Below are 23,360 nucleotides of genomic sequence, written 5' to 3'. Positions count from 1 at the left end.
TAGAAAGGGCACCTTATGGTGCCCAATATAGGAGTTTAATGCTTGTTATCTTGCGTATCCTACTGCTCTTAATTCTCTAATAACGTTTACTTTAATTTCACCTGGATATTGAACTTTATCTTCAATTTCTTCTGCAATTTCTTTAGATAATAAAACTGCTTCATCATCATTGACTAATTTTGCATTTGCTATAACTCTTATCTCACGACCTGCATTTATAGCATATGCTTGTTTAATGCCCTCTTTTGATTTTGCAATCTCTTCTATATCTTGAACTCTTTTTAAGAAGCTCTCTAGTACTTCTCTTCTAGCTCCTGGTCTTGCTGCACTTAGAGTATCAGCAGCACAAACTGCAGCAGCTTCTACACTTTTAGCTTCTTCATGTCCATGGTGAGCATAAATAGCATTTAAAACAACTTCATGCTCTTTATATCTTCTACAAACATCAGCACCTAAATCAACATGACTTCCTGCATACTCATGAGTTAAGGCTTTTCCAATATCATGTAAAATACCAGCTCTTTTTGCTAGTGTTTCATCTCCACCACACTCAGCAGCAATTATACCTGCAAGATGTGCAACTTCAAGTGAGTGACCTAGAGCATTTTGTCCATAACTAGCACGGAACTTCAATCTACCTATAAGTTTTACAATTTCAGGATGAACCTTAGTTACACCTAAATCAACTAAAATATTTTCACCCTCTTCTATTAAGCTTTGGTCAAACTCTTCTTTTACTTTTTCATAAATTCCTTCAATCCTTGCAGGCTGAATTCTTCCATCTTCTACTAATAATTCTATAACTTTTGTTGCAATTGCACGTCTGTAAAGGTTAAAGCTACTTAAAATGATTGCATTTGGAGTATCATCGATTATAATATCAACCCCTAAAAGCATCTCTAGAGTTTTTATATTTCTACCTTCTTTACCAATAATTCTTCCCTTTAACTCATCATCTTTAATATTAACAACATTGATAAGTCTCTCAGCTGCAAAATCACCAGCAAACCTCGAGGTTGCTTGAGCCAAGATATAATTTACTCTTCTTTTTGCATCTTGTTTAGCTTCTTCTTCAGCTTTTCTTACTATATGTGCAATGTCAGCACGAGATTTTTCTTCAACTTTCTTAAGTACAATTTCTCTTGCTTCGCTTTGGGTTAAACCAGCTGAACGCTCTAAAACTTCTAGAGCTTCTTGCACTTTTTTACTGTATTCTTCTTTTAGTGCATTTCCTTCTTCAAAAAGATCAGTTGCTTCTTTTTTAAGATTCCCTAATTCACTTTTTTCTTTATTTAGTTTTTTAAGATCTTCTTTGTAGTTTTTTTCTCTATTTTCAAGATCAATAAATTTTTCAGAGTACTCTTTTTTTAACTCAATGATTTTATCTTCATATTTTTCTTTTGCTTGTAATTCTGCTTCTTTTACTTTTAGCTCTGCATTTTTTAAAACAAGCTCTGCTTCATGCTCAATCGCTTTTGCTTTTGCTTTTGCCTGAGCTACATAAACATCATGATTTGCTGAATCTAATTTTTTTGCTATTAAAAACCCTGCCACACCTGCTATAACTGCGGCTGCTACTACACTTATGCCTACAAACATTTCTACCCTTTGTATTAATAATTTTATATGGAGTTATATAAAAATTTGCTCGTATATCATGGCTTTGGCATATTTTTTCTTTTACTATGCATTCTCCAAGCTGTACAAATGCAACCAAAGGAGAAGACTTTAGGGATTCAAAAAATCTATCATACATCCCTTTTCCAAAACCAATACGTCTAAATGCACCATCCACTCCAAGAACTGGTACAATTGCCAAATCTATTTTAGAAATTCTTGCAAAAGAGTTTTTTGGTTCTCTTATACTGAATTTTTTCTTAAATAAAGGCAGTCTAAATTTTACCATTTTAAAACTTTTACCTTCCATAAATGGAACATAAACATTAACTTTTTGTCTTATTTTATTTATCAAAGGCATTGTATCTACTTCACTAGCTAGTGGAATATAGAGTAAAATATTTTTAAAATTACCTTTTTTAATCAACTCTTCCAAATGATTTACGACATACTTATCTCTTTTTATTTTATTTTGTTTTGTAAAATATAGAACTCTTTTTTTGGCTTCTTTTCTAAATTCTATTTTTTTATTTTCAATCATCATCATCTCTTTAAGTCATTTTTGGTACAATTATAGCTTAAATTTAAAAGGGGAGATATGAAAACAATATTTTTTATTATATTAAGCGTACTTATCTTAGGGGGTTGTTCTTCTGATTCATCTAAAAATGAAACAAAAACAACCAATAATCAAACCAAAGAAGTCAGAGTTGTAAATAAAGTTGAAACTAAAAAAGACAATTCCATTGCCTTAAAAGATACCAATGGAAATATAATCAAAGTTACACCTACTCAAGATGGCTTTAAATTTAATGGATATGAAAACAAAGTAGTAATTGTAAGCTTTTTTGCTACATGGTGTCCGCCTTGTCGAGCTGAGATTCCACATCTAAATAATTTACAAGAGAAATATAAAAATGATGTTAAAATAATAGGTATCCTTCTAGAGGAAAACAAAACAAATGATGAAATCAATGATTTTATACAAAAAAATGCAATAAACTATACCATATCAAATTCTAGAAGTAATTTTGACTTAGCAAACAAAGTTGGTGGAGTACAAAGTATTCCTTTTATGATTATTTATGATAAAAATGGTAATTATTCGCAACACTATGTTGGGGCAGTACCTGAAGAAATGATTGATATAGATATTCAAAGAGTATTATAAGGGTATTATAATGTTAGGTTTTATAAAAAAAGGTTTAGCAAAAACTGCTGAAGCTATAAAAGAAGTTTTACCTCAAAAAGTAATTAAAATTGATAAAGATACACTTGAAGATGTTCTTTTAGAATCTGATGTTCCTTATGAAATCGTAGAAGAAATAATATATTATCTTCCTCCACAAGAGAGCGTAAAAAAAGAAGATGTAAAAAGAGTTATGAAAACATATTTCATCTATGATAAAAAGGATATAGTATCTACAAAGCCTCATGTTGATTTAGTAATCGGAGTAAATGGAGCAGGAAAAACTACTACCATAGCAAAACTTGCAAATATTTACAAAAATAGTGGTAAAAAAGTTATACTTGGAGCTAGTGATACTTTTAGAGCTGCGGCGATTGAGCAATTAAAAAGATGGGCAGATAAGCTTGAAGTTCCTATTGTTTACACACAACAAAACCATGATCCATCAGCCGTAGCATATGATACAATATCTTCAGCTGTTGCAAAAAATTTTGATAACGTCATCATAGATACAGCAGGAAGACTGCACAACCATACAAACCTATCAAATGAACTAAAAAAAATAGTAAGAATTTGCGATAAAGCACAAAGTGGAGCTCCGCACAGAAAAATCTTAGTACTAGATGGAACTCAAGGAAGCTCAGCCATTAATCAAGCAAAATCTTTTAATGAAATAGTTGGCATTGATTCTATCATCATCACAAAGCTTGATGGAACTGCTAAAGGTGGATCTTTATTTGGAGTTGCAAGAGAGTTAAAACTTCCAATTGATTATGTAGGAGTTGGAGAAAGTCAAGATGATTTGATAGAATTTAATCCGGATGAATTTATAGATGCAATTTTAGATACTATTTTCATAAACGAAGAGTCATAATGGCAAAAAAGAAAACTCTATTTGAATGTCAAGCATGTGGACATCAAAGCTCTAAATGGCTAGGAAAATGTCCAAATTGTGGAGCATGGGATGAGTTTTTAGAGCTTAGTTCAAAACAAATTGAAGTTTTAAAAGAGATTAATTCAAACTCAAACTCCAATCCATCAAATAAAGCAATCTCTATAACTAAAGTAGAAGAAGATAAAATTTCTAGATTTAGTTCTGGTAGCAGCGAGCTTGATTTGGTTTTAGGTGGAGGCATAGTAAGTGGTAGCTTGACATTAATTGGAGGAAGTCCTGGTGTTGGAAAATCAACTCTTTTATTAAAAATTGCTGGAAACTTAGCAAAAGAAAATAAAAAAGTACTTTATGTTAGTGGAGAAGAATCAGCAGGACAAATAAAACTAAGAAGCGATAGATTAAAAAGTAGCTTTGATAATCTGTACCTAATGAGTGAAATTAGATTGGATAATATCTTAGCTGAATTATCAAATGGAAAATATGAAGCCCTTGTAATTGATTCGATACAAACAATATATAGTGAAAAAATATCATCTGCTCCTGGTAGTGTTTCTCAAGTAAGAGAGATAACTTTTGAGCTTATGAGATGGGGAAAAGATAATTCAATCGCAATTTTTATCATTGGGCATATAACAAAAGAAGGAAGTATCGCTGGTCCTAGAGTACTAGAGCATATGGTTGATACAGTTTTATACTTTGAAGGAGATAGCTCAAAAGAGTTAAGACTTCTTAGAGGATTTAAAAACCGCTTTGGTTCAACTAGTGAAGTTGGTATATTTGAAATGACTAAAGAAGGACTTGTTAGTGCCAAAGATGTATCTAAAAAATTTTTCACAAGAGGAATTTCTCAAGCAGGCTCAGCCATAACTGTTATCATGGAGGGAAGTCGTCCTATCGTTATAGAAGTTCAAGCATTAGTAAGTGAAAGTAGCTATTCAAATCCAAAAAGAAGTGCAACTGGATATGAATTAAATCGCTTAAATATGCTTTTAGCACTATTAGAGAGGAAACTAGACCTTCCTTTTAACCAATATGATGTATTTGTAAACATAACAGGTGGTATCAAGATAACTGAAACTTCAGCAGATTTAGCAATAATTGCAGCAATCATTAGTAGTTTTAGGAATAGACCTATTAGTAGTGATTCCATTTTTATTGGAGAAGTAAGCTTAATTGGTGATATTAGAGATGTGTATAACTTGGATATCAGGCTAAATGAAGCAAAATCTCAACACTTTACAAAAGCAATAATTCCATCACTTCCTTCAGAAAAAATAGAAGGTATTAAATGTTTTAAAGTTGATGAAGTTTCAAAACTTATAGAATGGATGTAGATTTATAAAAATTTTGGGTAAATTTTTTTATAATTCGAACGATTTACATAGAAGAAAATAAAAAGGATTAAAATGGCAGAAGAAGCAAAAGAACAAGAAGAAGTAGTTGAAAAAAAATCTGGCGGGAATATGGTCTTAATCTTGATTATTGTTTTACTTGTGCTTCTCTTAGTTGGAGGAGGAATTGCTGCTTATTTTTTACTTGGTAGTAGCGATGAAGATACTGCTGCTATGCAACAAGCTCAATCTATGCCAGCTAAAAAGGTTTCTAAAGGACGCTCAAAAGATTATCTTACAGTAGGGCCTATGTATCCTATGGATCAATTTGTGGTAAATCTTTTAAGTGAAGGTGGAAGCAGGTATCTAAAGGTAAAATTAGATATAGAGCTTGATAAACCAGAATTATCAGCTGAGATGGATACAAAAAAAGCTCTTATTAGAGATATCATTATCAGAGTTCTATCTTCTAAAACCTTTGAAGAAGTAAGTACAATGAAAGGAAAGGATAGACTAAAAGATGAGATTGTCGGCAAAATAAATGATGTTTTAGCTGATGGTCAAATAAATAATATCTTTTTTACTGATTTTGTTGTTCAATAATGATTGGAATTGATTTAGTAAAAATTTCAAGAATAAAAAAATTTGAAGAGCGTTTTGGCTTCAAAGCGCTCGAAAAATTTTTGGACGAAGATGAGATAAAATTAGCAAAATCAGACGATACAAAAGCAGGTTTTTGGGCTGCTAAAGAAGCTATTTCTAAAGCTTTAGGTTTGGGAATTAGCAAAAATTGTAGTTTTTTTGATATAAAAATACACAAAAATTCAAACAACTCTCCCTATTTTACACTTTCAAAACATTTAATAGATATGTTTGATATAACTGATACTTCTCTTAGTATAACTCATGATGATGGCTATGCCATAGCAGTTGCTTTTATACAAACAAAACAAGAATTAAATAAAAAGCTTTTTCACTAAGTTATTATAAAATAAAAAAGGGGGATTCAAGATAAATCTTGAATCCCCCTTTTAATATAAGAAATGAGTAAAGACTTTAACAAAAGTCTAAATTACATCATTCCTCCCATACCGCCCATGCCACTCATGTCAGGCATTGCAGGAGCTGGTTTATCTTCTTTAATATCACTTATTGTTGCTTCAGTAGTAAGAAGTAGACTTGCTACTGATACAGCATTTTGTAGTGCAACTCTTTCAACTTTTACTGGATCAATGATTCCAGCTTCAAACATATCTACATATTCACCAGTTGCAGCATTAAATCCAAAGTTTTCATTGCTTTCTTTTGTTACATTATTAACTACAACACCTGCATCAAAACCTGCATTTTCAGCTATTTGCTTCATTGGAGCCATTAGTGCTCTACTTACAATTTCAGCACCAATTTTTTCATCACCGTCTAATTCTAAGTTTACTTTTGAATTAGCTAGAAGTAGTGCAGCACCACCTCCGATTACGATACCTTCTTCAACAGCAGCTTTTGTTGCACTTAGTGCATCATCAACTCTATCTTTTTTCTCTTTCATTTCAGTTTCAGTTGCAGCTCCAACTTTGATAACAGCAACACCACCACTTAGTTTTGCAAGTCTTTCCTGAAGTTTTTCTTTATCATAATCACTAGAAGTTTCTGCAATCTGAGATCTGATTTGTGCAACTCTTGCTTCAATTGCATCTTTTTGACCAGCACCATTTACGATAGTTGTATTATCTTTATCTATTACAATTGAGCTTGCTTGTCCTAGGTCATCTAGTGTAGCACTCTCTAAAGTTCTTCCAAGTTCTTCAGTTATAACTTGTCCACCTGTTAAGATTGCAATATCTTCAAGCATTGCTTTTCTTCTATCTCCAAATCCTGGAGCTTTCACTGCAGAGATATTTAACACACCTCTTAGTTTGTTAATAACCAATGTTGAAAGTGCTTCACCTTCAATATCTTCAGCGATGATTAAAAGAGGTTTTCCTGTTTTTTGAATTTGCTCAAGAACTGGCAATAAATCTTTTAAGTTAGAGATTTTCTTGTCATATAATAAGATGTATGGATTATCTAATACAGCTTCCATTTTTTCTGCATTTGTTACAAAATATGGGCTTAGATAACCTCTATCAAATTGCATACCCTCAACAACTTCTAACTCATCTTGGATACCTTTTGCTTCTTCAACAGTGATGACACCATCTTTTCCAACTTTTTCCATAGCCTCAGCAATAAGTTCACCAATCTTTGTATCTGAATTAGCTGAGATTGTAGCAACTTGAGCAATTTCTTTTTTGTCTTTTACTTCTTTAGCAATTGTTTTAAGCTCAGCCATAATAGCTTCAGCAGCTTTATCCATACCTCTTTTAACTTCGATTGGATTAGCTCCAGCTGTAATATTTCTAAGGCCTTCTTTAAAAATAGCATGAGCTAAAACTGTAGCAGTTGTTGTACCATCTCCTGCTTCATCAGCAGTTTTTGATGCAACTTCTTTTACTAGTTGAGCTCCCATATTTTCAATTGTATTAGGAAGTTCTACTTCTTTTGCAACTGAAACACCATCTTTTGTTATTGATGGAGCTCCAAAGCTCTTTTGGATAAGAACATTGCGTCCACGAGGTCCCATTGTTACTTTTACTGCATCACTTAATTTTTTTACACCTTCATAAAGTGCATTTCTTGCGCTATCTGAAAATTCGATCTCTTTTGCCATGTTTATATCCTTTTATTTTAAAATTCCTAAAATTTCTTTTTCTTCCATTACTAGATACTCTTTTCCATCTAGACTTAATTCTGTTCCAGCATATTTTCCAAACACTACTGTGTCATTTACGGCAATTTGTCCTTGCTCAGCAATTTCCTTGCTTATCGCAACAACTTTACCATTTAAAGGTTTCTCTTTTGCATTATCAGGTATAATAATGCCCGAAGCGGTTGTTGTTGGCTCTTCTACGCGTTCGATAAGAACTCTTTGTCCTAATGGTGTAAAATCCATAATGACTCCTTGTTTTTTTATTAATTTTAGCACTCTAAATCTTTGAGTGCTGAAATTTTACAAAAAAACAATGAATTTGTCAACACTTACCGATAATTTTTTTATAAAACTTTAGTTAATTACACTAAAGTTTTATGAGTTAAAGGAGATATTATGAGATATTTTTTGGCTTTATTATCAATTATTTTAATTTTTTTACTAGCATCTTTTTTCTTACTATTTACACAATCAGGTAACAATACAATAAAACCTTATTTAGAAAAATATATCGCAAAAGAATTACAAAGAGATACTAAAATTGAGGCTTTTACCTTAAAAACAAATTTTTTAGATTTGGAGATATTGGTTGATAATAGCTCTAAAGTAATTGTAAATGGTGAATTTGATCTACTAAAAAGAGGATTTAACTTATCATATATCGTAGATGGAAAAAATATCAAAACACCTTATGTGATTATAAAACAACCTTTACATGTAGAAGGTAAACTAATTGGAACATTAAAAAGATATCAAATTAACGGAGCGGGAAAAGCTTTTAGATCCAACATAAGATTTTTTCTAGATATGCAAGATAAAAATGTTAAAAATATAAAAATAGATGCAAAAAATGTAAAAATAGAAGATGTCTTAGCTATCTTAAAAAAACCAATATATACAAAAGGGATGTTTGATATAAATATTGATACCAAGGAGTTAAGCAAAGATAAATACAAAGGACAAGGAAATATTCTAATCCACTATGGTGTAATTAATAGCAATATACTCTACAAAAACTTTGGTATTAAACTTTTAGAAAATATTACATATAGGGGAAATATCAGTGGTAAGATTGATGGAAATATTTTGCTTACTGATTCAAATATAGTATCAAATATTGCAAAAGTTTTATTGAAGAAAACTTCTTTTAATATTGAAAAAAATGTACTTAAAAGTGATTATGAAGTTTTACTGCCAGATATTAGTATTTTTGAGCCTAATATCAACCTTCCACTTCAAGGAAAAATTTTACTAAGTGGAGACCTAGAAAAAACACAAAACAATTTAAAAGTAAATTTGCATTCTAACTTATTAAGTGGTAAATTAAAAGCTAGTTTAGATAATGAAACATTGATAGCAAATGCAAATAATATCTCAATCAAAAATTTAATGTATACGCTTAAAAAACCAATGTACAGTGATGGCAAAATCAATTTAAATCTAAAAATAAATGACATAACAAACAAAAATAAAAATGGAAATATATCTTTACATGTAGATGATGGAGCTTTACATGTAGAAAAATTTGATAAAGAAATAAAAAAAGTTATTCCATATAAACTAAAAGCTGACGCAACTATACAAGAAAATATAGCCAATATCAAAGCTGATATATTAAGTAAAATAGCAAATATATCTCTTTTTGATACTACAGTTAAACTAGAAAACAATGAGTTAGAAGGTAAATATTCATTACATTTACCAAATTTGCAAAAAATAGAATTTTTAACAAATCAAGAACTAAATGGAGAATTTAATTCTACAGGAAATTTAAGATATCAAAATAGTTTATATATCGATGGAAACAGTGGGTTTTTAGATGCAAATAGTACATATACTTTTGAAAATAATGTTTTTTATTTAAAAAGCGAAGAGCTTTCAACTTTAAAACTAAGCGAAATGCTCATGTATCCAAAAATTTTTGATTCTTTGGCATCTTTATCATTTAACTATAACATTTCAACCAAAAAAGGAGACCTTGCAATCGATGCTCTTAATGGTAAAATAATAAGAAATGAATTAAGTGATGTTCTCTTTTTAGCTAGTAAATTTGATATAACTCAAGAAATCTATAAAGACACCCTTCTTACTGCAAAGATTGACAAACAACAAGTAAATTTCACACTCTTAATGAATGGACTTGAGAGTTATCTAAAGATACCTAGTGGTTTTGTAGATTTGAAAAACGATGTTATAGACAGCGATTTTGAAGTACAAATAAAAAATAAAGATTTTAAAGGAAGTATCAATGGCTCAATCAAAAAACCAGAAGTCTCTTTAAGCAGTTCTGATTATTTAAAAAATAAGATAGATAAAGCTATAGAAAAAAATATTCCAAAAGAATGGCAAGATACAGCAAAAGAACTACTGAAACTTTTTTAACAAAAATCTAAGTTTAAACGAGGTATAATTTCGACCTTGTTTAAATGTGTCAAGGTAGCTCAGCTGGTTAGAGCGCTGGTCTCATAAGCCGGAGGTCGGGAGTTCAAGTCTCCCTCTTGACACCATAAACCCCCTAAACTAGGTACTTTACACACATTTAGACCGACAGCCCAAAGAGCCATTTCTGTTAAAAATATCACTAATTATATATAAAAAAGACCCAATCTAAGACCCGGTAAAAATATATACAAATTACCTGCTTTCAATAGTTTATGAAATAAAGTGTTTATTTTAAATTGTAGCGTAAGACCCAAAGTCCAATTAGATTAAAAAAAAGAGGCGTGAGTCTATTGAGCAGAAAAATGCGTTTTATTTAGATAAATAGTGAGAGAAAAGCATAACACTAATCTCTCACTACTTGATTTTCATTATTTACAATAAGTCCAGAATCCCTCATTTGGATAAATAGTTTTAAATGAATCATATGGTTGGTTACTTAGTGATGGTGCATATAATTTCCAAGCTCCACTTACATATTTCCAAGCATATTGTATATCCCCATCCTTACAACTTAAATCAGTAATGTTAGTGTATCTTGATACACCATGGAGCTCCCATCCCGAACCTATAGATAGATTGGAGTCACTATCATTTGTTAATCCAACCAGTGTAATATTTGAGTCAGCTTTTATCCAAAAACCTTCTGAATTCTTTAACTCTTTTATTTGTCCAAGTCCTGAATTGTTTAGTTTGTCAGTTATATTTATATCAGGTGAATATGCACTCCAATTTGCATCAGCAAACTTCCATACTATACCAACAGGTGCTTTTAAACTATGAGGCAGTATATTTGCACTGATTAGATTCCAGCCTTTATGTAAAGTTATACCGTTTACATTGATAGTATGTGTACTTGAGTGTAGATAACCATTTAAATCATTTGCCTGTACTTTTATACGATACAAGCCATCTTGTGTGAGATTAAACTCATTTGAGTTTATTTTATTGCCATTTGGAGTTATAACACTTATCAAACTACTATTGTAATCTTTATTTATAGAAAATGCTACTTTTAACTTATCACCTATTTTATAACTTTTTTTATCAGTAGTGATATTTATGTCAAAGTTTTCAGTAGGTTTTAGAGTTTCAGGTTTGGTTACAAAGACTCTGAAGTTGTCTTTTATATATCCAGTATTTGATTTTACATTTACTGTAGCCTCTCCCTCATTGCTTCCTGCAGTTATTAAAAGAGATAGAGTTCCATTGGCATCAAAAGTTTTTTCTATGCTTATCGGGTTTGAGCCATAACTTGCATTACCATCAACCAAAGTAAAGTAATTTTCCATATCAATTGTAAAATCTAAATCTTTTGCACTTTTGCCTGATTGCATTTTTATAACTTTAGAAACCACATCGGCTGTTCCATCTGTTTGTACATTCACCATATCTTGAGCAAATATATCTTGTGCACCTGCAAAGTCTTTTGCTAAAGCATATAGTCCGCTTTGAGATACAAAGTATTTTATACCACCATTTTCTAAAGTAGTATTTTCAAGTTTACTCCAGTATCCATTTTTAAACTGTACCAGTATAGTATCATTTAAATCTCCATATTGAGGATAGAAGATAACATCTTCACCACTGCTTGTTTCATTTACATCTATATGTATAAGGTCAGATACAAAGTTTAAATTTGCATTGTTTATAAGTTGTTCATTATCTTGAGCAGGAGAATATAGTTTTCTTGGTAATACTCTTTGAGTTACTTGATACACTTTAAATACTAACCCATTTGCTTTTTGTATCGCTTCAATCGTGCCACTTGTTACAACTTGTGCTATTTTCTTGCTACCATCTACTATCTTTTTGCCTGTTGCGGTCGCTACATCTGAAACTACTTTTACAGCTCCCAATAATCTGTTTTTTATCTCAGCTTTTAAATCACTTGCACTATCTTTTAGAGACTCTACCATAACATTATCAGGGTAATCTTTCCTAAAATCAATAGTTCGATATAGAAATCTTCCATCATCAAAGGTATTGTGATATATGACATACATTTTATTTCCAACACTGTAAGCAACACCAGCTAATATCTTTTCACTTCTATTTGCTTGAAGAGATAGTTCGCCATCTAAGCCAATCCCAGCTTCAAGAGATAGTTTAATTATAGGTAGATTTATATTGTCATCTTTGCTTCTTAGCCAAGACTCTACCAATGTTGGCTTTTTAAAGCTGTAAGTTTTAAATTCATCTAAATTAAAATTATCTTTCAAAGCACTAAAGTCTTCACTTGAAAGATGATATGTAACTTCATTTTTATCAAAGACAATACTGCTTTGAAGTGCAGGATATGATACAGGGGAGTTAAGATTAAAGCCAAGTCTTACGATATCATCTCCATACTCTTCTCCTCTTTCTACATAAGACAGATTTGCGGTTTCATTTTCTAAAATACTTCCGGAGTATCCAGGAACTTTTAATTTTCCAACATCAAACTTAAATCCATTGTAGTTTCTTTTTATTAAATTTATATCAAAATTTCCATCATGACCAGTTGTATAAATTACATTTTTTAGATAATTAAGTTCCGCAAACGACAAACTTGCAGATAAATAAGGGAAAGATACGGAAATATTATTTTCTTTATATGATGTTTTAGCGTAGGTTTTTAAAAAATCATTATTTACACTAAACGAGTTTGAACTTACCGTAAGTTCTTTTTGAGGATTTGATACGACAGTATCCGCAATAGTATTAGCATGAGGTAACATTGATGTTACAATATAGGGTATATATAATGCACCTATTGCATGTATGTCCTCAGGATAGCTTAGAGAAGAAGGATATTTCACAACATATGTCTTATGAGTAGCTTTTATACCAATATTTGCCAAATCTACTCCAACCTTGGCAACATTATGAATCCTAAAATCCATTTTAGTAGAAGCTTCAGTTCCTAATGAAGCGGATGCTTTATATGGAAAACCAATGTGTAAATCTCCTTGATTTTTTTCGTCTGCAATTATAAAGTTGTCATACCCATTTAAACTTTCACCTAAACCTAGTCGGGCTTTTACTCCAGCAGATATTTCACCTCCAACTCCGAGTATTTTAATTTCTCCTTTAGCTTCCCATCCCGCACTTGCACCTCCATTAAAGTCCAAACTTCCCTGTTCTCTTGCAACTCTAAAAGGTACAGAGTTTAGTATAAGTGTTACACTTGCTTCTTGGTTTGTTTTAGAGTTTGTGAGTGTTACAATATGTGTTCCTTCAGTTTGCATAGGGATTGTTACTTTTAGTATGCCATCTGCTTTATTTAGAGAAACGCCATCTGTGATGATAGTGTCATCTATGCTTATACTAAGGTCATTTGTGTTGATATTGTCTCCAGCTTTAAAGTAAACATTTAAATTTTTTGGTGTAATTTCTTTGTGGAAAGGTATGTATATGGATGAGATAATGGGCTCTTCTTTAGGAAATTCATTGACGGTAACCGTTGCGGTCGCATAACTTGACGCACTATTATTGTCAGTAACTTTGAGTGTAATAGTATGTGTACCTACACTAAAATCATCTTTTGTAAAATTCATATCGTTAGAGAGCACAACACCGTTCTCGCTCCACTCATAGCTTGTGATATTTCCATCACTGTCAGTTGAATTAGCAGCACTGAGTGTTACAACATTCCCTTCGTAAGCTGTTTGATCTTCACCGGGATTCGCGATTGGAGCTTGGTTTGATATGATAGATGATTCATCTTGGATGCAACGAACTGAAAAGCCTTGACCTCGGCTGTCTATATGTCTGTAATTACCATTGTATCCAATCTCAAAGCCGAGAGCATATGAAGAGACTGAATCATTGTAAGGTTCACTTGACCATAAGCGACCAACATCATGACCATATGAGTCTTTATATTTCAAGCCTGAATCGATGCGAAAACTAGCAATTGGCAATTTCAATGTATTATAAGCACTATCTTTATCACCACCTATTAATTCACTTGATAACTCATCTATTGTAGGCACCCTATATCCAGATGGACAAGGATTCCAGTTTTGACTTCTAATTGCTCCGTTGCTATCTGCAGCCGTCCAATCATAAGGCTCTTGTGAAGTAGTTATAAATTTACCACCATTATTTACACCTGTAGTTGATGTTGCTAGTGTTGCAGTTGTAGCACTATTAGATTTTTCATGCCCATCTGCGTTTCGCCCCCATTGGTAATAGTCTCCATAGCACTGTTCATCATCAAAGCTTTGACAAACTCTGCTGGCTCCTAAGTTTCTGTCTAACCATGCTTTACCAGTTGTTGGGGATGTTATGGTTCCATATGTCAACCCCTTAAACACAATGGCACCTGCTGTGCCTGTCGTATCAATTTGGTTCGAGTCAGGTAATTTTGCATACAATGTACTTATAGTTATCAATCCCATAACAAAAATCTTTTTTAAAACCATTGCTTAATCTCCTCAGACAGTTTTAATTTCACACTCAATTTTATCATTAACTGTAACTGTTAAAATAAAAATATTTTTCTACATTTGACAATAGAATTATATCTTCTGCGGATTTAAAGTTGGCTAATAATGATCTGTCAACAGTATTTAGGACATAAAATTTTATATTCTACATAGCTATTTCTTTTTGTAACATTACTTCTTCAAATTCATAAGGTGACATGTAATTATTAGAAGAATGTAAACGCTTTCTATTATAAAAAATTTCTATATACTCAAATATTTTTTCATTGGCTTGAGCTCTTGAAATAAACTTTTCATGATGGATAAGTTCTGTTTTAAGAGAGTGAAAGAAACTCTCTGCAACAGCATTATCCCAACAATCACCTTTCTTACTCATACTTTGAGTAATACCATATTTTTCTAAAATAGCCTTATGTTCGTATGAAGCATATTGGCTACCTCTATCAGTATGATAAACAAGTCCTTTCTTAGGCGTTCGTCTCTTTATTGCCATAATCAATGCATCATTTACAAGAGAAGTGTGTAAAGAGTGACTCATAGACCATCCTACAACCTTCCTGGAATAAATATCAAGCACTACTGCTAAATAAAGCCATCCCTCATAAGTTGGCACATATGTAATATCTCCAACATATACTTTATTAGAGTTGTTCGTATAAAAGTCTCTCTCAAGATGGTTTGGTGATATAGGTAATTTATGATTGGAAGTAGTAGTTATAACTTTATATCTTCTTTTCATCTTCACTTTTAAACCAAGCTGGCTCAAGGACTTTTGTATTTTTCTACGAGATACAATAATCCCATATCTCTTCTCTAGCACTACTTTTAGTCTTCTTGTGCCATATGTAGCTCTTGCCTCTTCAAAAATCTTTTGCAAAAGGTCATTTAAAGGTTTATCTACCTTATTTACTATAGAACCATTTTTTATCCATATATAATAACTGCTTCTTGTAACTTGAAACAATCTACACATTAGTTTTATTGAGAAACTTTTCCTGTGCTCTTTAATCCATGCATACTTTAGAGAGTTTCTTTGGCGAAGTATGCGGCTGCCTTTTTTAAAATTTCTCTCTCCTGTTTAAGTATCTTATTCTCAGCCCTTAAACGCTTGAGTTCTTCTTCATGGGACTCTTTCACAGAATTAGTCTTCTTAAAATGTGCACCTCTTCCTTCAATCGGAATATTGTTTTTTATTTTATAAGCTCTTATCCAGCTATACAAGGTTTTTTCATGAATACCCAAATCATCAGAAACTTCTCGAATGGATCTTGAATTATTTAAAATTAACTGCACTGTTGAAGCTCTAAACTCTTCACTATATTGACTTCTTGACATAATCTTCCTTCTATTACTAATTTTAACTCAGAATTACTTAATTTCTGTGTCCTATTTAGTGTAGCCAGATCAAGGTGCTAAGTATGTAGCTTATAAACTTGATGGTACATTAGTAAACAAAGGCAATATTAAAAAGCGTCCAAGCTTTTATACAGAGAAAAATTTACCAAAAAAATATAGAAGTCATACAAGAGATTATACAAATTCAGGTTATGATAGAGGTCATTTAGCAAATGATGCAAGTTTTGATTATGATAAAAAAGTTATTAGAAAAACTTACACTATGGCTAACATAATTCCTCAAGTTCCTAAGATTAATAGAAAGATCTGGATAAAAGCAGAGAAGCTTGAAAGAAAAATTGCTGTATCTCTTGGCTCTGTAAATGTTTTAAATGGAGTTATTTATCCATCTAATCCAAAAAGAATTGGTAAAAATCAAATAGCAGTACCTAGTGCTTTTTGGAAAATGATTTATAATGATGAAAAAAATTATAAAAAATGCTTTTACTATGAAAATAAAAATGATATTGATGTTAAAGCTGATAAGTTAAAAAATCACTTGGTTGATTGTGATAAACTATGAATGATTTTTAACTTATATTATTTATTTATTAATTTCTTTTCACCATATGGTACTTCTCCATAACACATAGATAAAATTCTCAAATATGTTGTTTCATCTAAAGCATTGACTCCCTTACCTATAACTTTATCAAGTGCTTTTGATGCAGAAGCAAAAGATGATTCATTATTGCCTTGTCTTTTAATAATTTGGCACTCTTTAGCAATTACACCAATAATAACAGTTTTAGCTTTATCGTCTTGGCTGTTTTTTAAAAATAAATTTATTTGATTAGCGATAAATATAGTCCCTGCAACTATAAAAACTAAAGCACTTATATTTTTTAATGATGTGTACATGGTCATTCCTTTTTTTATTTTAGTAATAATATCTAAAATATGATATAATCCTTTTATGAGTAAATTTATTAAAAAGAAAATCACTTCTGCATTCACAATGTTAGAACTAGTTATGGTCATTGTTCTTATTGGAATCATTTCAGTTATGATTGCTCCTAGTTTTGAAACAAATAATACAATAAGAGCCGCTGAACAATTGTTAAGTAATATAAGATATACTCAACATCTAGCAATGATGGATAATAAGTTTGAGCCATCAAATCAATACTATTATAGGAATAGATGGAATATTGATATAAATTCTACTTCATATGCAATAACGCATTACAACTATAAAAATGATGGCTCTAATAGTGGTACTACATACGCCACAAATACTTTAGATACAACTAAAAAATTAAATCCCACCGAGACAAAAGAATTAGATGTTTCAGAAGAATATGGTGTGAGCATTACTAATAACTGTTCTAACAATAAAATATTTTTTGATAATATGGGAAGACCTTATGACGATACAACTAATCCATCTACATCATCTTATCAAAATCTAATAACGAATATCTGTACTATTGTTATTAGTGATGGGAATGCTGCTAATGATAAAACGATTGAACTCATGCCAGAGACTGGATATGTTAGGTTGAAGCCTTAAATTTTTTATACAATATTTTCATTAGCATAATACAGAGTCTTAAATATTTCTTTTTAAAATGTTTATAAAACTTATTCTTTACTTTTTAATTCTGATTTTTAATAACTTCTTGTAGTTCAGATAATTTAATAATTTTTTCTTGATCTAAATTGTTTAATTTACAAATTGCGCCTAATTTTACTAGTTCAAGTAGCTTTGGAGATTTACTTTTCCACCCTTTTATAGTTTGTTCACTTTTATCTAGTAACTGCGCAATTTCTTTGTTAGTTATTTTTGTTTTCATATTAAAATTATACATATTTTTTCTTATATAACATAAAAATAAACTAATCGTATCCATAATGATACTATTTAAGCAGCTATTAATGTATTTTATATGATACTTTTATTAATAAAAATATCAATATTGATACTAAGGAAAAAATATGAGTGCAATTCAAAATTTAGATGTAACTTTACAAGATTTGGTTTCTAAAATATTCAAAGGTGAGTTTCATATACCAAAGTTTCAAAGAGATTTTGTATGGAAATCTGGCGATATTGAAAGTTTAGGAGATTCTATTATTAGAGGATATCCAATTTCATCAATGCTAGTCATGCCTATAAATGGAACATTGCAAATAGGTTCAAGCGTTCTTAAAAACAACGAAGTTCAGGTTCAATACAATAAAGGAGAGTATGTCTTAGATGGCCAACAACGTATAACTTCTATTGCACGAATCTTTTTAGGATTTGATCCCAATAAAGAGTATTATTTTGATCTATTATCCATATTAGTTGATAGATTTCCTGAAGATAATATTTTAGAAGATTCTTGGATTAAAAGTAGAATAGTTTCCCAAAGTAATTATAATTACTCTAAAATAAGCTCAACTTTTTGTAAATCTTTTTCAACGACTATAAATGGAGATGAAAAAAATACAAGACAATACAATAGATTTATCTCTGGACGTGCTATAATTGAAAATAGATATGCTGCTGTAATAAATAGATTTCTACGTAAATTTGAAGACAAAAAAGAGGAAGAAATTGATAAATACACTGATTATTTAAATGCTTTATTAGGATCAGTTGGTGGTTATGGAATACCCATTACATTAATAAGTGGTGATTCTGATCTTTCTTTGGTTATTAGAGTCTTTGAAAAGGTTAATTCAACTGGCAAAAATTTATCTCTTTTTGATTTAATAAATGCAAAAACTTTTAAAAAGAACTCAAATTCTACTGATAATGAAGGTTTAGCAGAATTTTTAACAAATGAAATTAGAAAATTTTGTGAACAATCTAAAAGTTCTAAAGCAATAGAACAATATTTTGAATATTCTAGTAATTTAATGCAATATAAAAATTTAGCAAGAGTTATTCGTATTATATCTATTCTTGAGCTTTTTTTAAAAAATAACCATCCTCACATAACAAAATCAATTATGTTTAATAAAGATGGATCATTTTGGTTTAGCATGTGGAAATCTTATGGCATAGAAATACTGAAAACTATAGAATGGTTAAATCAATATCACTTAATTGAATTGGGGAATAGTACATTTATAGAATATATTATTCCTTTAATTATAAAATTTCCAGCAATTAAGAATCAAGCAATATTTATTGAAAATTTGAAAAAATATATACTTTATACAAATATTAAAAAAATTGGATTTTCAAAGACAAACCTCGACATTATAATGAAATTTCATAATTTTTCTGAAAAGATTCATAATTTAAATAATTTATTACAAAAACACAATGTAAGTTTATCTTTAAATATGGATTTAACTCTAGATGCTGATTATATAAAAAGTATAATGTGTGGTAAAAGTGCTACATACTATTCTTCTCTTTATATATTATATAATGAAAGACCAACTGGTATGGGATATATAGACTTAACTAATAATAAAATAATAGGATTTAAAAATAACACTTTAGATGAACATCATTTAGTGCCAAAATCCAAAAAAAATACAAATTCTATAGTAAATTCTATAGCAAATATTTCTTTGCTAAATATAAATACAAATAGATATGAAATTAAAGAAGTTGGCTTCTATAGTTATTTAAACGAATTAAAAAAAATCTATTCTAAAGAACAATTTGAAAACATACTTAGACAAAATTATTTAAATGTTAATCTAATAAATGAAGAAGTTTCAGAATTAGAAATTTTGGAAGACAGAGCAAAAATATTTGCAGAAATAATTACAAATTATTTTAAACAATCTTAAACATTGATGGCACTTTGAATAATTTTTATACATTTTATATATTTTTAAAAATTTCTCCTTTTTGTTTTTTAAGTATAAATTATAATTAAAGCAAAAAGGAGATACTTAATGTCATATGAAAATAACTATGATATGGATTTAAAAATTATGATAATTGAAATAAAAAACATGATTGAATTATTAGTTCCTAATAAAACCACTTTATCTTACATCTGTAACATTACGGGGAAAAAAAGACAAACGGTAAATTCTTACCTAGAGAGAAACTTTACGCCTGGCTTAGATTATTGGAAAAAAAGAGGAAAAATTGAAGTTTCGAAAAAAACAGCAATAGAACTAATTAGGAGATATAATGCAAAATAAAAAAACAACAGGTTATTTTATTAGAAATAATTATATACACGTACATGGTACAATAGATGGTAAAAGATATAGAAGAAGTACTAAAAAAAAAGCTACTAAATTAAATTTGAGATGGATTAAGCAAAATCATAGAGAAGTACTATTAGAAATAATTGATAATGAAAAAAATGAAAATAAAATATATTTTAATTTAGAAGAATTTTCTTATAAAGTATTAAATCTTACTTCAAAAAAAAGAGATAAAAACACACAGAAAGATTATATATCTAAATTTAAGAGATTAATTTTACCATACTTTGCACAATATGACATAAGAGATATAAAGGTCTATGATATAGAAAGATGGCAATCTATTTTATTAGAAAGATATTCTACAATTACAGTAAATCGAGTTCGAAATATATTTAAAATAATACTAAATAAAGCTGAATCATATGAGTTAATAAATAAAAATCCAATTAATTTTGCAGAAAAGATTTCAGTTAAATACAAAAAAGAGGAACCTTATAATATTGAAGAAATAAAAAAAATATTAAATAACTCTCAAGGATGGTTAAAAGTTTTCTTATCTTTAGCTTTTACAAGTGGATTACGTGTTGGAGAATTAATAGGTTTAAAATGGGAGGATATAGACTTTAATAGAAATCTAATCTATTTAAAAAGATCTATTTCAAAAGGTACCATTAAATACAACACATACACTAAAAATCATAATCGTATAATCATTGTTCCAGATTTTGTTATAAAATTATTATATAATTTAAAATTAAACAATAATTACGAATGGATTTTTGTATCAAGGTTAGGTAAGCCTTTCTCAGATGGTAAAGCTATACTAGAGAGACATTTTAAACCACTTCTTAAAAAAATTGGGGTTAAATATAAAAAATTAAAGGTTACAAGACATAGCTATGTTACCTTCATGAGAAATCAGGGAGTAAGTATAGATCTACTAACTGAAATAGTAGGTCATTCAAAAAATATTTCAGATAAGCATTATTATACACCTACTATCAATGAGGAAAAAGTTAAAATTATTAATCAAGCTTTAGACGAATTAAAATAAAATATGGCACATTTTAGACACATTTTCTAAATAGTTTTGAAAAGACACCTATGTTTAGGGATTCCAAAAAAATGTACGTCAACCTCATAAGCCGGAGGTCGGGAGTTCAAGTCTCCCTCTTGACACCATATCCCTTTAAACCCCCAAAATACGGTATTTCAAAAGTTTAATTTTTATATTGTGCCCAAATTGTACCCAAAAGTGTCCAATGTTTTAGAAAGATTTACTTAAAAAAGTAGCTTATTTTGTAAATTTTGCCCGTTGAAAGATAATTACAATTCAATCTCATAAATTATTGAGTTAATTTTTTGATAATTATAATATAGAAAACTTAAGAAGAAGAGTTTTCTATATTTACTGTTTGTTCTATTTTAAATATCATTGTGCTATTTAGCTAGTTTAGATAATGTTTTTACATCTTAGCATAATATCAGAATTTTTTCATCTATCTAACAATAGTTTATCATCATCTAATTCTTCATTGTCATTTCGTGCAAGTGCAAATAAATTCAATAAATCTTTAACTTCGTAGCCAGAGCGTTCTTTTCCTTTTATGTCAAAAACAATTTTTCCTTCATGTAGCATTACTGTACGAGTACCATGATCTAGTGCTTGACGCATTGAGTGTGTTACCATCAATACCGTCAATTTTTTTTCTTCAATAATTTGAGAAGAAATATCCATAATAAGTGCAGCTGTTTTTGGATCAAGTGCAGCTGTATGTTCATCTAACAATAAAATACTGCTTGGTTGCAGTGCAGACATCAATAAACTAACAGATTGTCTTTGCCCTCCTGAAAGAAGTCCCATCTGGGCATCTAATCTATCTTCAAGACCAAGATTTAAACGACTCAATTGCTCCTTAAATAATTTACGAAGTTTACTATTTAGCGCAAAAGATAGAGTTCCTCTTTGTCCTCTACCATAAGCTAAGGCCATGTTTTCTTCTACTGTCAAATCACCACAAGTACCAGCAAGTGGATCTTGAAATACCCTAGCTATATCTTTAGTACGAGCAGTTGCTGGTAGTTTTGTAACCTCTTTATCATTAAAAAATATATGGCCGTGAGTTGTTTCAATATCACCAGCTATAGTATTTAACAAAGTTGATTTACCGGCTCCATTTGAGCCTATTACGGTGACAAATTCTCCAGTTGGAATAACTAAATCAATCCCTTGCAAGGCTTTTTTTTCAGCTGGTAATCCATGATTAAATGTTACATGTAAATTTTCGCAACGAATCATATTTTTTGCCTTTTTGCTTTTTTTGCTTTAGATTCACTACGCAATTTTGGAAAGACCAATGCTAAAGCAACAAGTACTGCTGTTAGAAGATTTACATCTGAAGCTTGAAAACCTAAAAAATCAGTATTAAGAGCCATAGAAACAGCAATACGATACAAAATAGAACCAAGTATACAGCTCATCACAATAACTAAAATGGAGCGAGTAGAAAATAGGGATTCTCCAACAATTACAGCAGCTAAACCAACAACAATCGTACCAATTCCCATAGTAGAGTCAGCAAAACCATTTGTTTGAGCAAACAAAGCGCCTGCTAGTCCTACTAGTCCATTTGAAAGTGCTAGTCCAACATATACTTTTTCATTAATTACAATACCATTTGCCTGAGCCATTCGCTTGTTTGAGCCAACTGCTCTCATTGCTAAGCCATATTGAGTATATAAAAACCAAGATACAAGTAATCCACCAATGATAGCACATATAGCAACAAATATAACTTTCATGTACATAGCTGGGATTCCTAAATTTAAAAATGGAGTTAACATAGTAGGCTCCATAATCAAAGCAACATTTGGTTTACCCATTACTCTTAGATTAACAGTATATAATGCTGTCATAGTCAAAATACTAGCTAAAAGATGAAGTATATTAAAACGAAGATTTAACCATGCTGTTACCAAACCAGCAAAAGCTGCAGCAAGTGTTCCTATAAGTGTTGCTAAGTATGGATTAAATCCAGAGACAATTAAAGTAGCAGTAGTAGCAGCACCTAGTGTAAAACTTCCATCGACAGTTAAATCTGGAAAATCCAAAATACGAAATGTAAGATAGACTCCAATGGCAACCAAGCCATAAATGAAGCCTATTTCTAATGTTCCTAAAAAAGCATAAAGTGACAATTTA

The 23,360-nt window shown here is 30.3% G+C and carries 21 protein-coding genes, 1 tRNA gene and 1 pseudogene; 12 read left to right on the top strand and 11 right to left on the bottom strand.

Going from position 1 to position 23,360, the window contains the following annotated elements; all coding sequences use genetic code 11:
* Positions 1-45: 45 nt before the first annotated feature.
* Together rny and ACKGJI_RS04395 are read right to left on the bottom strand one after the other, a co-directional pair.
* Positions 46-1,599: a ribonuclease Y gene (gene rny / locus ACKGJI_RS04400; RefSeq protein WP_458701359.1), complete on the bottom strand. Its 1,554-nt coding sequence runs from the start codon at positions 1,597-1,599 to the stop codon at positions 46-48.
* On the bottom strand, positions 1,508-2,158 hold the full coding sequence (locus tag ACKGJI_RS04395; protein WP_458701358.1) for a 5-formyltetrahydrofolate cyclo-ligase: 651 nt from the start codon (positions 2,156-2,158) through the stop codon (positions 1,508-1,510). Before ACKGJI_RS04395 ends, rny begins: the two co-directional genes overlap by 92 nt.
* Positions 2,159-2,215: 57 nt before the next feature.
* Between ACKGJI_RS04395 and ACKGJI_RS04390 the strand changes: the two genes are divergently transcribed.
* The 5 genes from ACKGJI_RS04390 (at position 2,216) to acpS (ending at position 6,012) form a co-directional block, all read left to right on the top strand.
* Complete coding sequence (locus tag ACKGJI_RS04390) at positions 2,216-2,788, top strand: TlpA family protein disulfide reductase (protein ID WP_458701356.1); 573 nt, start codon at positions 2,216-2,218, stop codon at positions 2,786-2,788.
* 10 nt (positions 2,789-2,798) lie between these two features.
* Positions 2,799-3,680: a signal recognition particle-docking protein FtsY gene (ftsY, locus tag ACKGJI_RS04385; RefSeq protein WP_458701355.1), complete on the top strand. Its 882-nt coding sequence runs from the start codon at positions 2,799-2,801 to the stop codon at positions 3,678-3,680.
* Entirely contained in the window at positions 3,680-5,035 is a 1,356-nt protein-coding gene (gene radA / locus ACKGJI_RS04380) for a DNA repair protein RadA (RefSeq protein ID WP_458701354.1), read from the top strand. Before ftsY ends, radA begins: the two co-directional genes overlap by 1 nt.
* A 72-nt stretch (positions 5,036-5,107) precedes the next feature.
* Positions 5,108-5,635, top strand: coding sequence for a flagellar basal body-associated protein FliL (fliL, locus tag ACKGJI_RS04375; RefSeq protein WP_458701353.1), 528 nt, complete (start codon positions 5,108-5,110; stop codon positions 5,633-5,635).
* Positions 5,635-6,012 (top strand): holo-ACP synthase, encoded by a 378-nt coding sequence (acpS, locus tag ACKGJI_RS04370; protein ID WP_458701352.1) that lies wholly within the window; start codon positions 5,635-5,637, stop codon positions 6,010-6,012. Before fliL ends, acpS begins: the two co-directional genes overlap by 1 nt.
* Before the next feature lie 92 nt (positions 6,013-6,104).
* On the opposite strand, the gene groL is transcribed toward acpS, so the two are convergent.
* Both groL and groES read right to left on the bottom strand, forming a co-directional pair.
* On the bottom strand, positions 6,105-7,739 hold the full coding sequence (gene groL, locus ACKGJI_RS04365; RefSeq protein WP_458701351.1) for a chaperonin GroEL: 1,635 nt from the start codon (positions 7,737-7,739) through the stop codon (positions 6,105-6,107).
* 12 nt (positions 7,740-7,751) lie between these two features.
* Positions 7,752-8,021, bottom strand: a complete 270-nt coding sequence (gene groES, locus ACKGJI_RS04360; protein ID WP_458701350.1) for a co-chaperone GroES — start codon at positions 8,019-8,021, stop codon at positions 7,752-7,754.
* Positions 8,022-8,174: 153 nt separating this feature from the next.
* On the opposite strand from groES, the gene ACKGJI_RS04355 reads away from it, so the two are divergent.
* Positions 8,175-10,160, top strand: coding sequence for a hypothetical protein (locus ACKGJI_RS04355; protein ID WP_458701349.1), 1,986 nt, complete (start codon positions 8,175-8,177; stop codon positions 10,158-10,160).
* Positions 10,161-10,208: 48 nt separating this feature from the next.
* Positions 10,209-10,285 (top strand) — tRNA-Met (locus tag ACKGJI_RS04350).
* A 303-nt stretch (positions 10,286-10,588) separates the two neighbouring features.
* Here the strand turns inward: ACKGJI_RS04350 and ACKGJI_RS04345 are convergent.
* The 3 genes from ACKGJI_RS04345 to ACKGJI_RS04335 all read right to left on the bottom strand — a co-directional run bounded on the left by ACKGJI_RS04345 (position 10,589) and on the right by ACKGJI_RS04335 (position 15,985).
* Positions 10,589-14,626, bottom strand: coding sequence for a PKD domain-containing protein (locus ACKGJI_RS04345; protein ID WP_458701348.1), 4,038 nt, complete (start codon positions 14,624-14,626; stop codon positions 10,589-10,591).
* 169 nt (positions 14,627-14,795) lie between these two features.
* The gene (locus ACKGJI_RS04340) at positions 14,796-15,659 is read right to left on the bottom strand and encodes an IS3 family transposase (protein WP_458701694.1); all 864 of its coding nucleotides are present in this window, start codon (positions 15,657-15,659) and stop codon (positions 14,796-14,798) included.
* Positions 15,660-15,670: 11 nt separating this feature from the next.
* Complete coding sequence (locus ACKGJI_RS04335) at positions 15,671-15,985, bottom strand: transposase (RefSeq protein WP_458701347.1); 315 nt, start codon at positions 15,983-15,985, stop codon at positions 15,671-15,673.
* Between the two features lie 88 nt (positions 15,986-16,073).
* Between ACKGJI_RS04335 and ACKGJI_RS04330 the strand changes: the two are divergent.
* Positions 16,074-16,568 (top strand): annotated as a pseudogene (locus ACKGJI_RS04330) (DNA/RNA non-specific endonuclease); the annotation flags it as partial.
* A 17-nt stretch (positions 16,569-16,585) separates the two neighbouring features.
* On the opposite strand, the gene ACKGJI_RS04325 reads toward ACKGJI_RS04330, so the two are convergent.
* Entirely contained in the window at positions 16,586-16,906 is a 321-nt protein-coding gene (locus tag ACKGJI_RS04325; RefSeq protein WP_458701346.1) for a hypothetical protein, read from the bottom strand.
* A 55-nt stretch (positions 16,907-16,961) separates the two neighbouring features.
* Here ACKGJI_RS04325 and ACKGJI_RS04320 point away from each other — a divergent pair, with 55 nt between their 5' ends.
* A complete protein-coding gene (locus ACKGJI_RS04320; protein WP_458701345.1) occupies positions 16,962-17,558 on the top strand; it encodes a pilus assembly FimT family protein in 597 nt (198 codons plus the stop codon).
* Between the two features lie 85 nt (positions 17,559-17,643).
* Here the strand turns inward: ACKGJI_RS04320 and ACKGJI_RS04315 are convergent, their stop codons facing one another.
* On the bottom strand, positions 17,644-17,898 hold the full coding sequence (locus tag ACKGJI_RS04315) for a hypothetical protein (protein WP_458701344.1): 255 nt from the start codon (positions 17,896-17,898) through the stop codon (positions 17,644-17,646).
* An 85-nt stretch (positions 17,899-17,983) separates the two neighbouring features.
* On the opposite strand from ACKGJI_RS04315, the gene ACKGJI_RS04310 reads away from it, so the two are divergent.
* The 3 genes from ACKGJI_RS04310 (at position 17,984) to ACKGJI_RS04300 (ending at position 21,212) form a co-directional block, all read left to right on the top strand.
* Positions 17,984-19,783 (top strand): DUF262 domain-containing protein, encoded by a 1,800-nt coding sequence (locus ACKGJI_RS04310; protein WP_458701343.1) that lies wholly within the window; start codon positions 17,984-17,986, stop codon positions 19,781-19,783.
* Positions 19,784-19,891: 108 nt separating this feature from the next.
* Positions 19,892-20,146 carry a hypothetical protein gene (locus tag ACKGJI_RS04305; RefSeq protein WP_458701341.1) on the top strand — a complete coding sequence of 85 codons (255 nt, stop codon included), beginning with the start codon at positions 19,892-19,894 and terminating at the stop codon, positions 20,144-20,146.
* Entirely contained in the window at positions 20,136-21,212 is a 1,077-nt protein-coding gene (locus ACKGJI_RS04300) for a tyrosine-type recombinase/integrase (protein ID WP_458701340.1), read from the top strand. The genes ACKGJI_RS04305 and ACKGJI_RS04300 overlap by 11 nt, the downstream gene beginning before the upstream one ends.
* A gap of 441 nt (positions 21,213-21,653) precedes the next feature.
* On the opposite strand, the gene ACKGJI_RS04295 is transcribed toward ACKGJI_RS04300, so the two are convergent.
* Positions 21,654-22,457: an ABC transporter ATP-binding protein gene (locus ACKGJI_RS04295; protein ID WP_458701339.1), complete on the bottom strand. Its 804-nt coding sequence runs from the start codon at positions 22,455-22,457 to the stop codon at positions 21,654-21,656.
* Positions 22,454-23,356 carry an ABC transporter permease gene (locus ACKGJI_RS04290; protein WP_458701338.1) on the bottom strand — a complete coding sequence of 301 codons (903 nt, stop codon included), beginning with the start codon at positions 23,354-23,356 and terminating at the stop codon, positions 22,454-22,456. The genes ACKGJI_RS04295 and ACKGJI_RS04290 overlap by 4 nt, the downstream gene beginning before the upstream one ends.
* Between the last annotated feature and the right edge of the window lie 4 nt (positions 23,357-23,360).

It is taken from the genome of Sulfurospirillum sp. 1307 (genome assembly GCF_054408545.1).
Note: the sequence above shows the minus strand (reverse complement) of the source record. Positions and strands in the feature narration are given on the sequence as shown.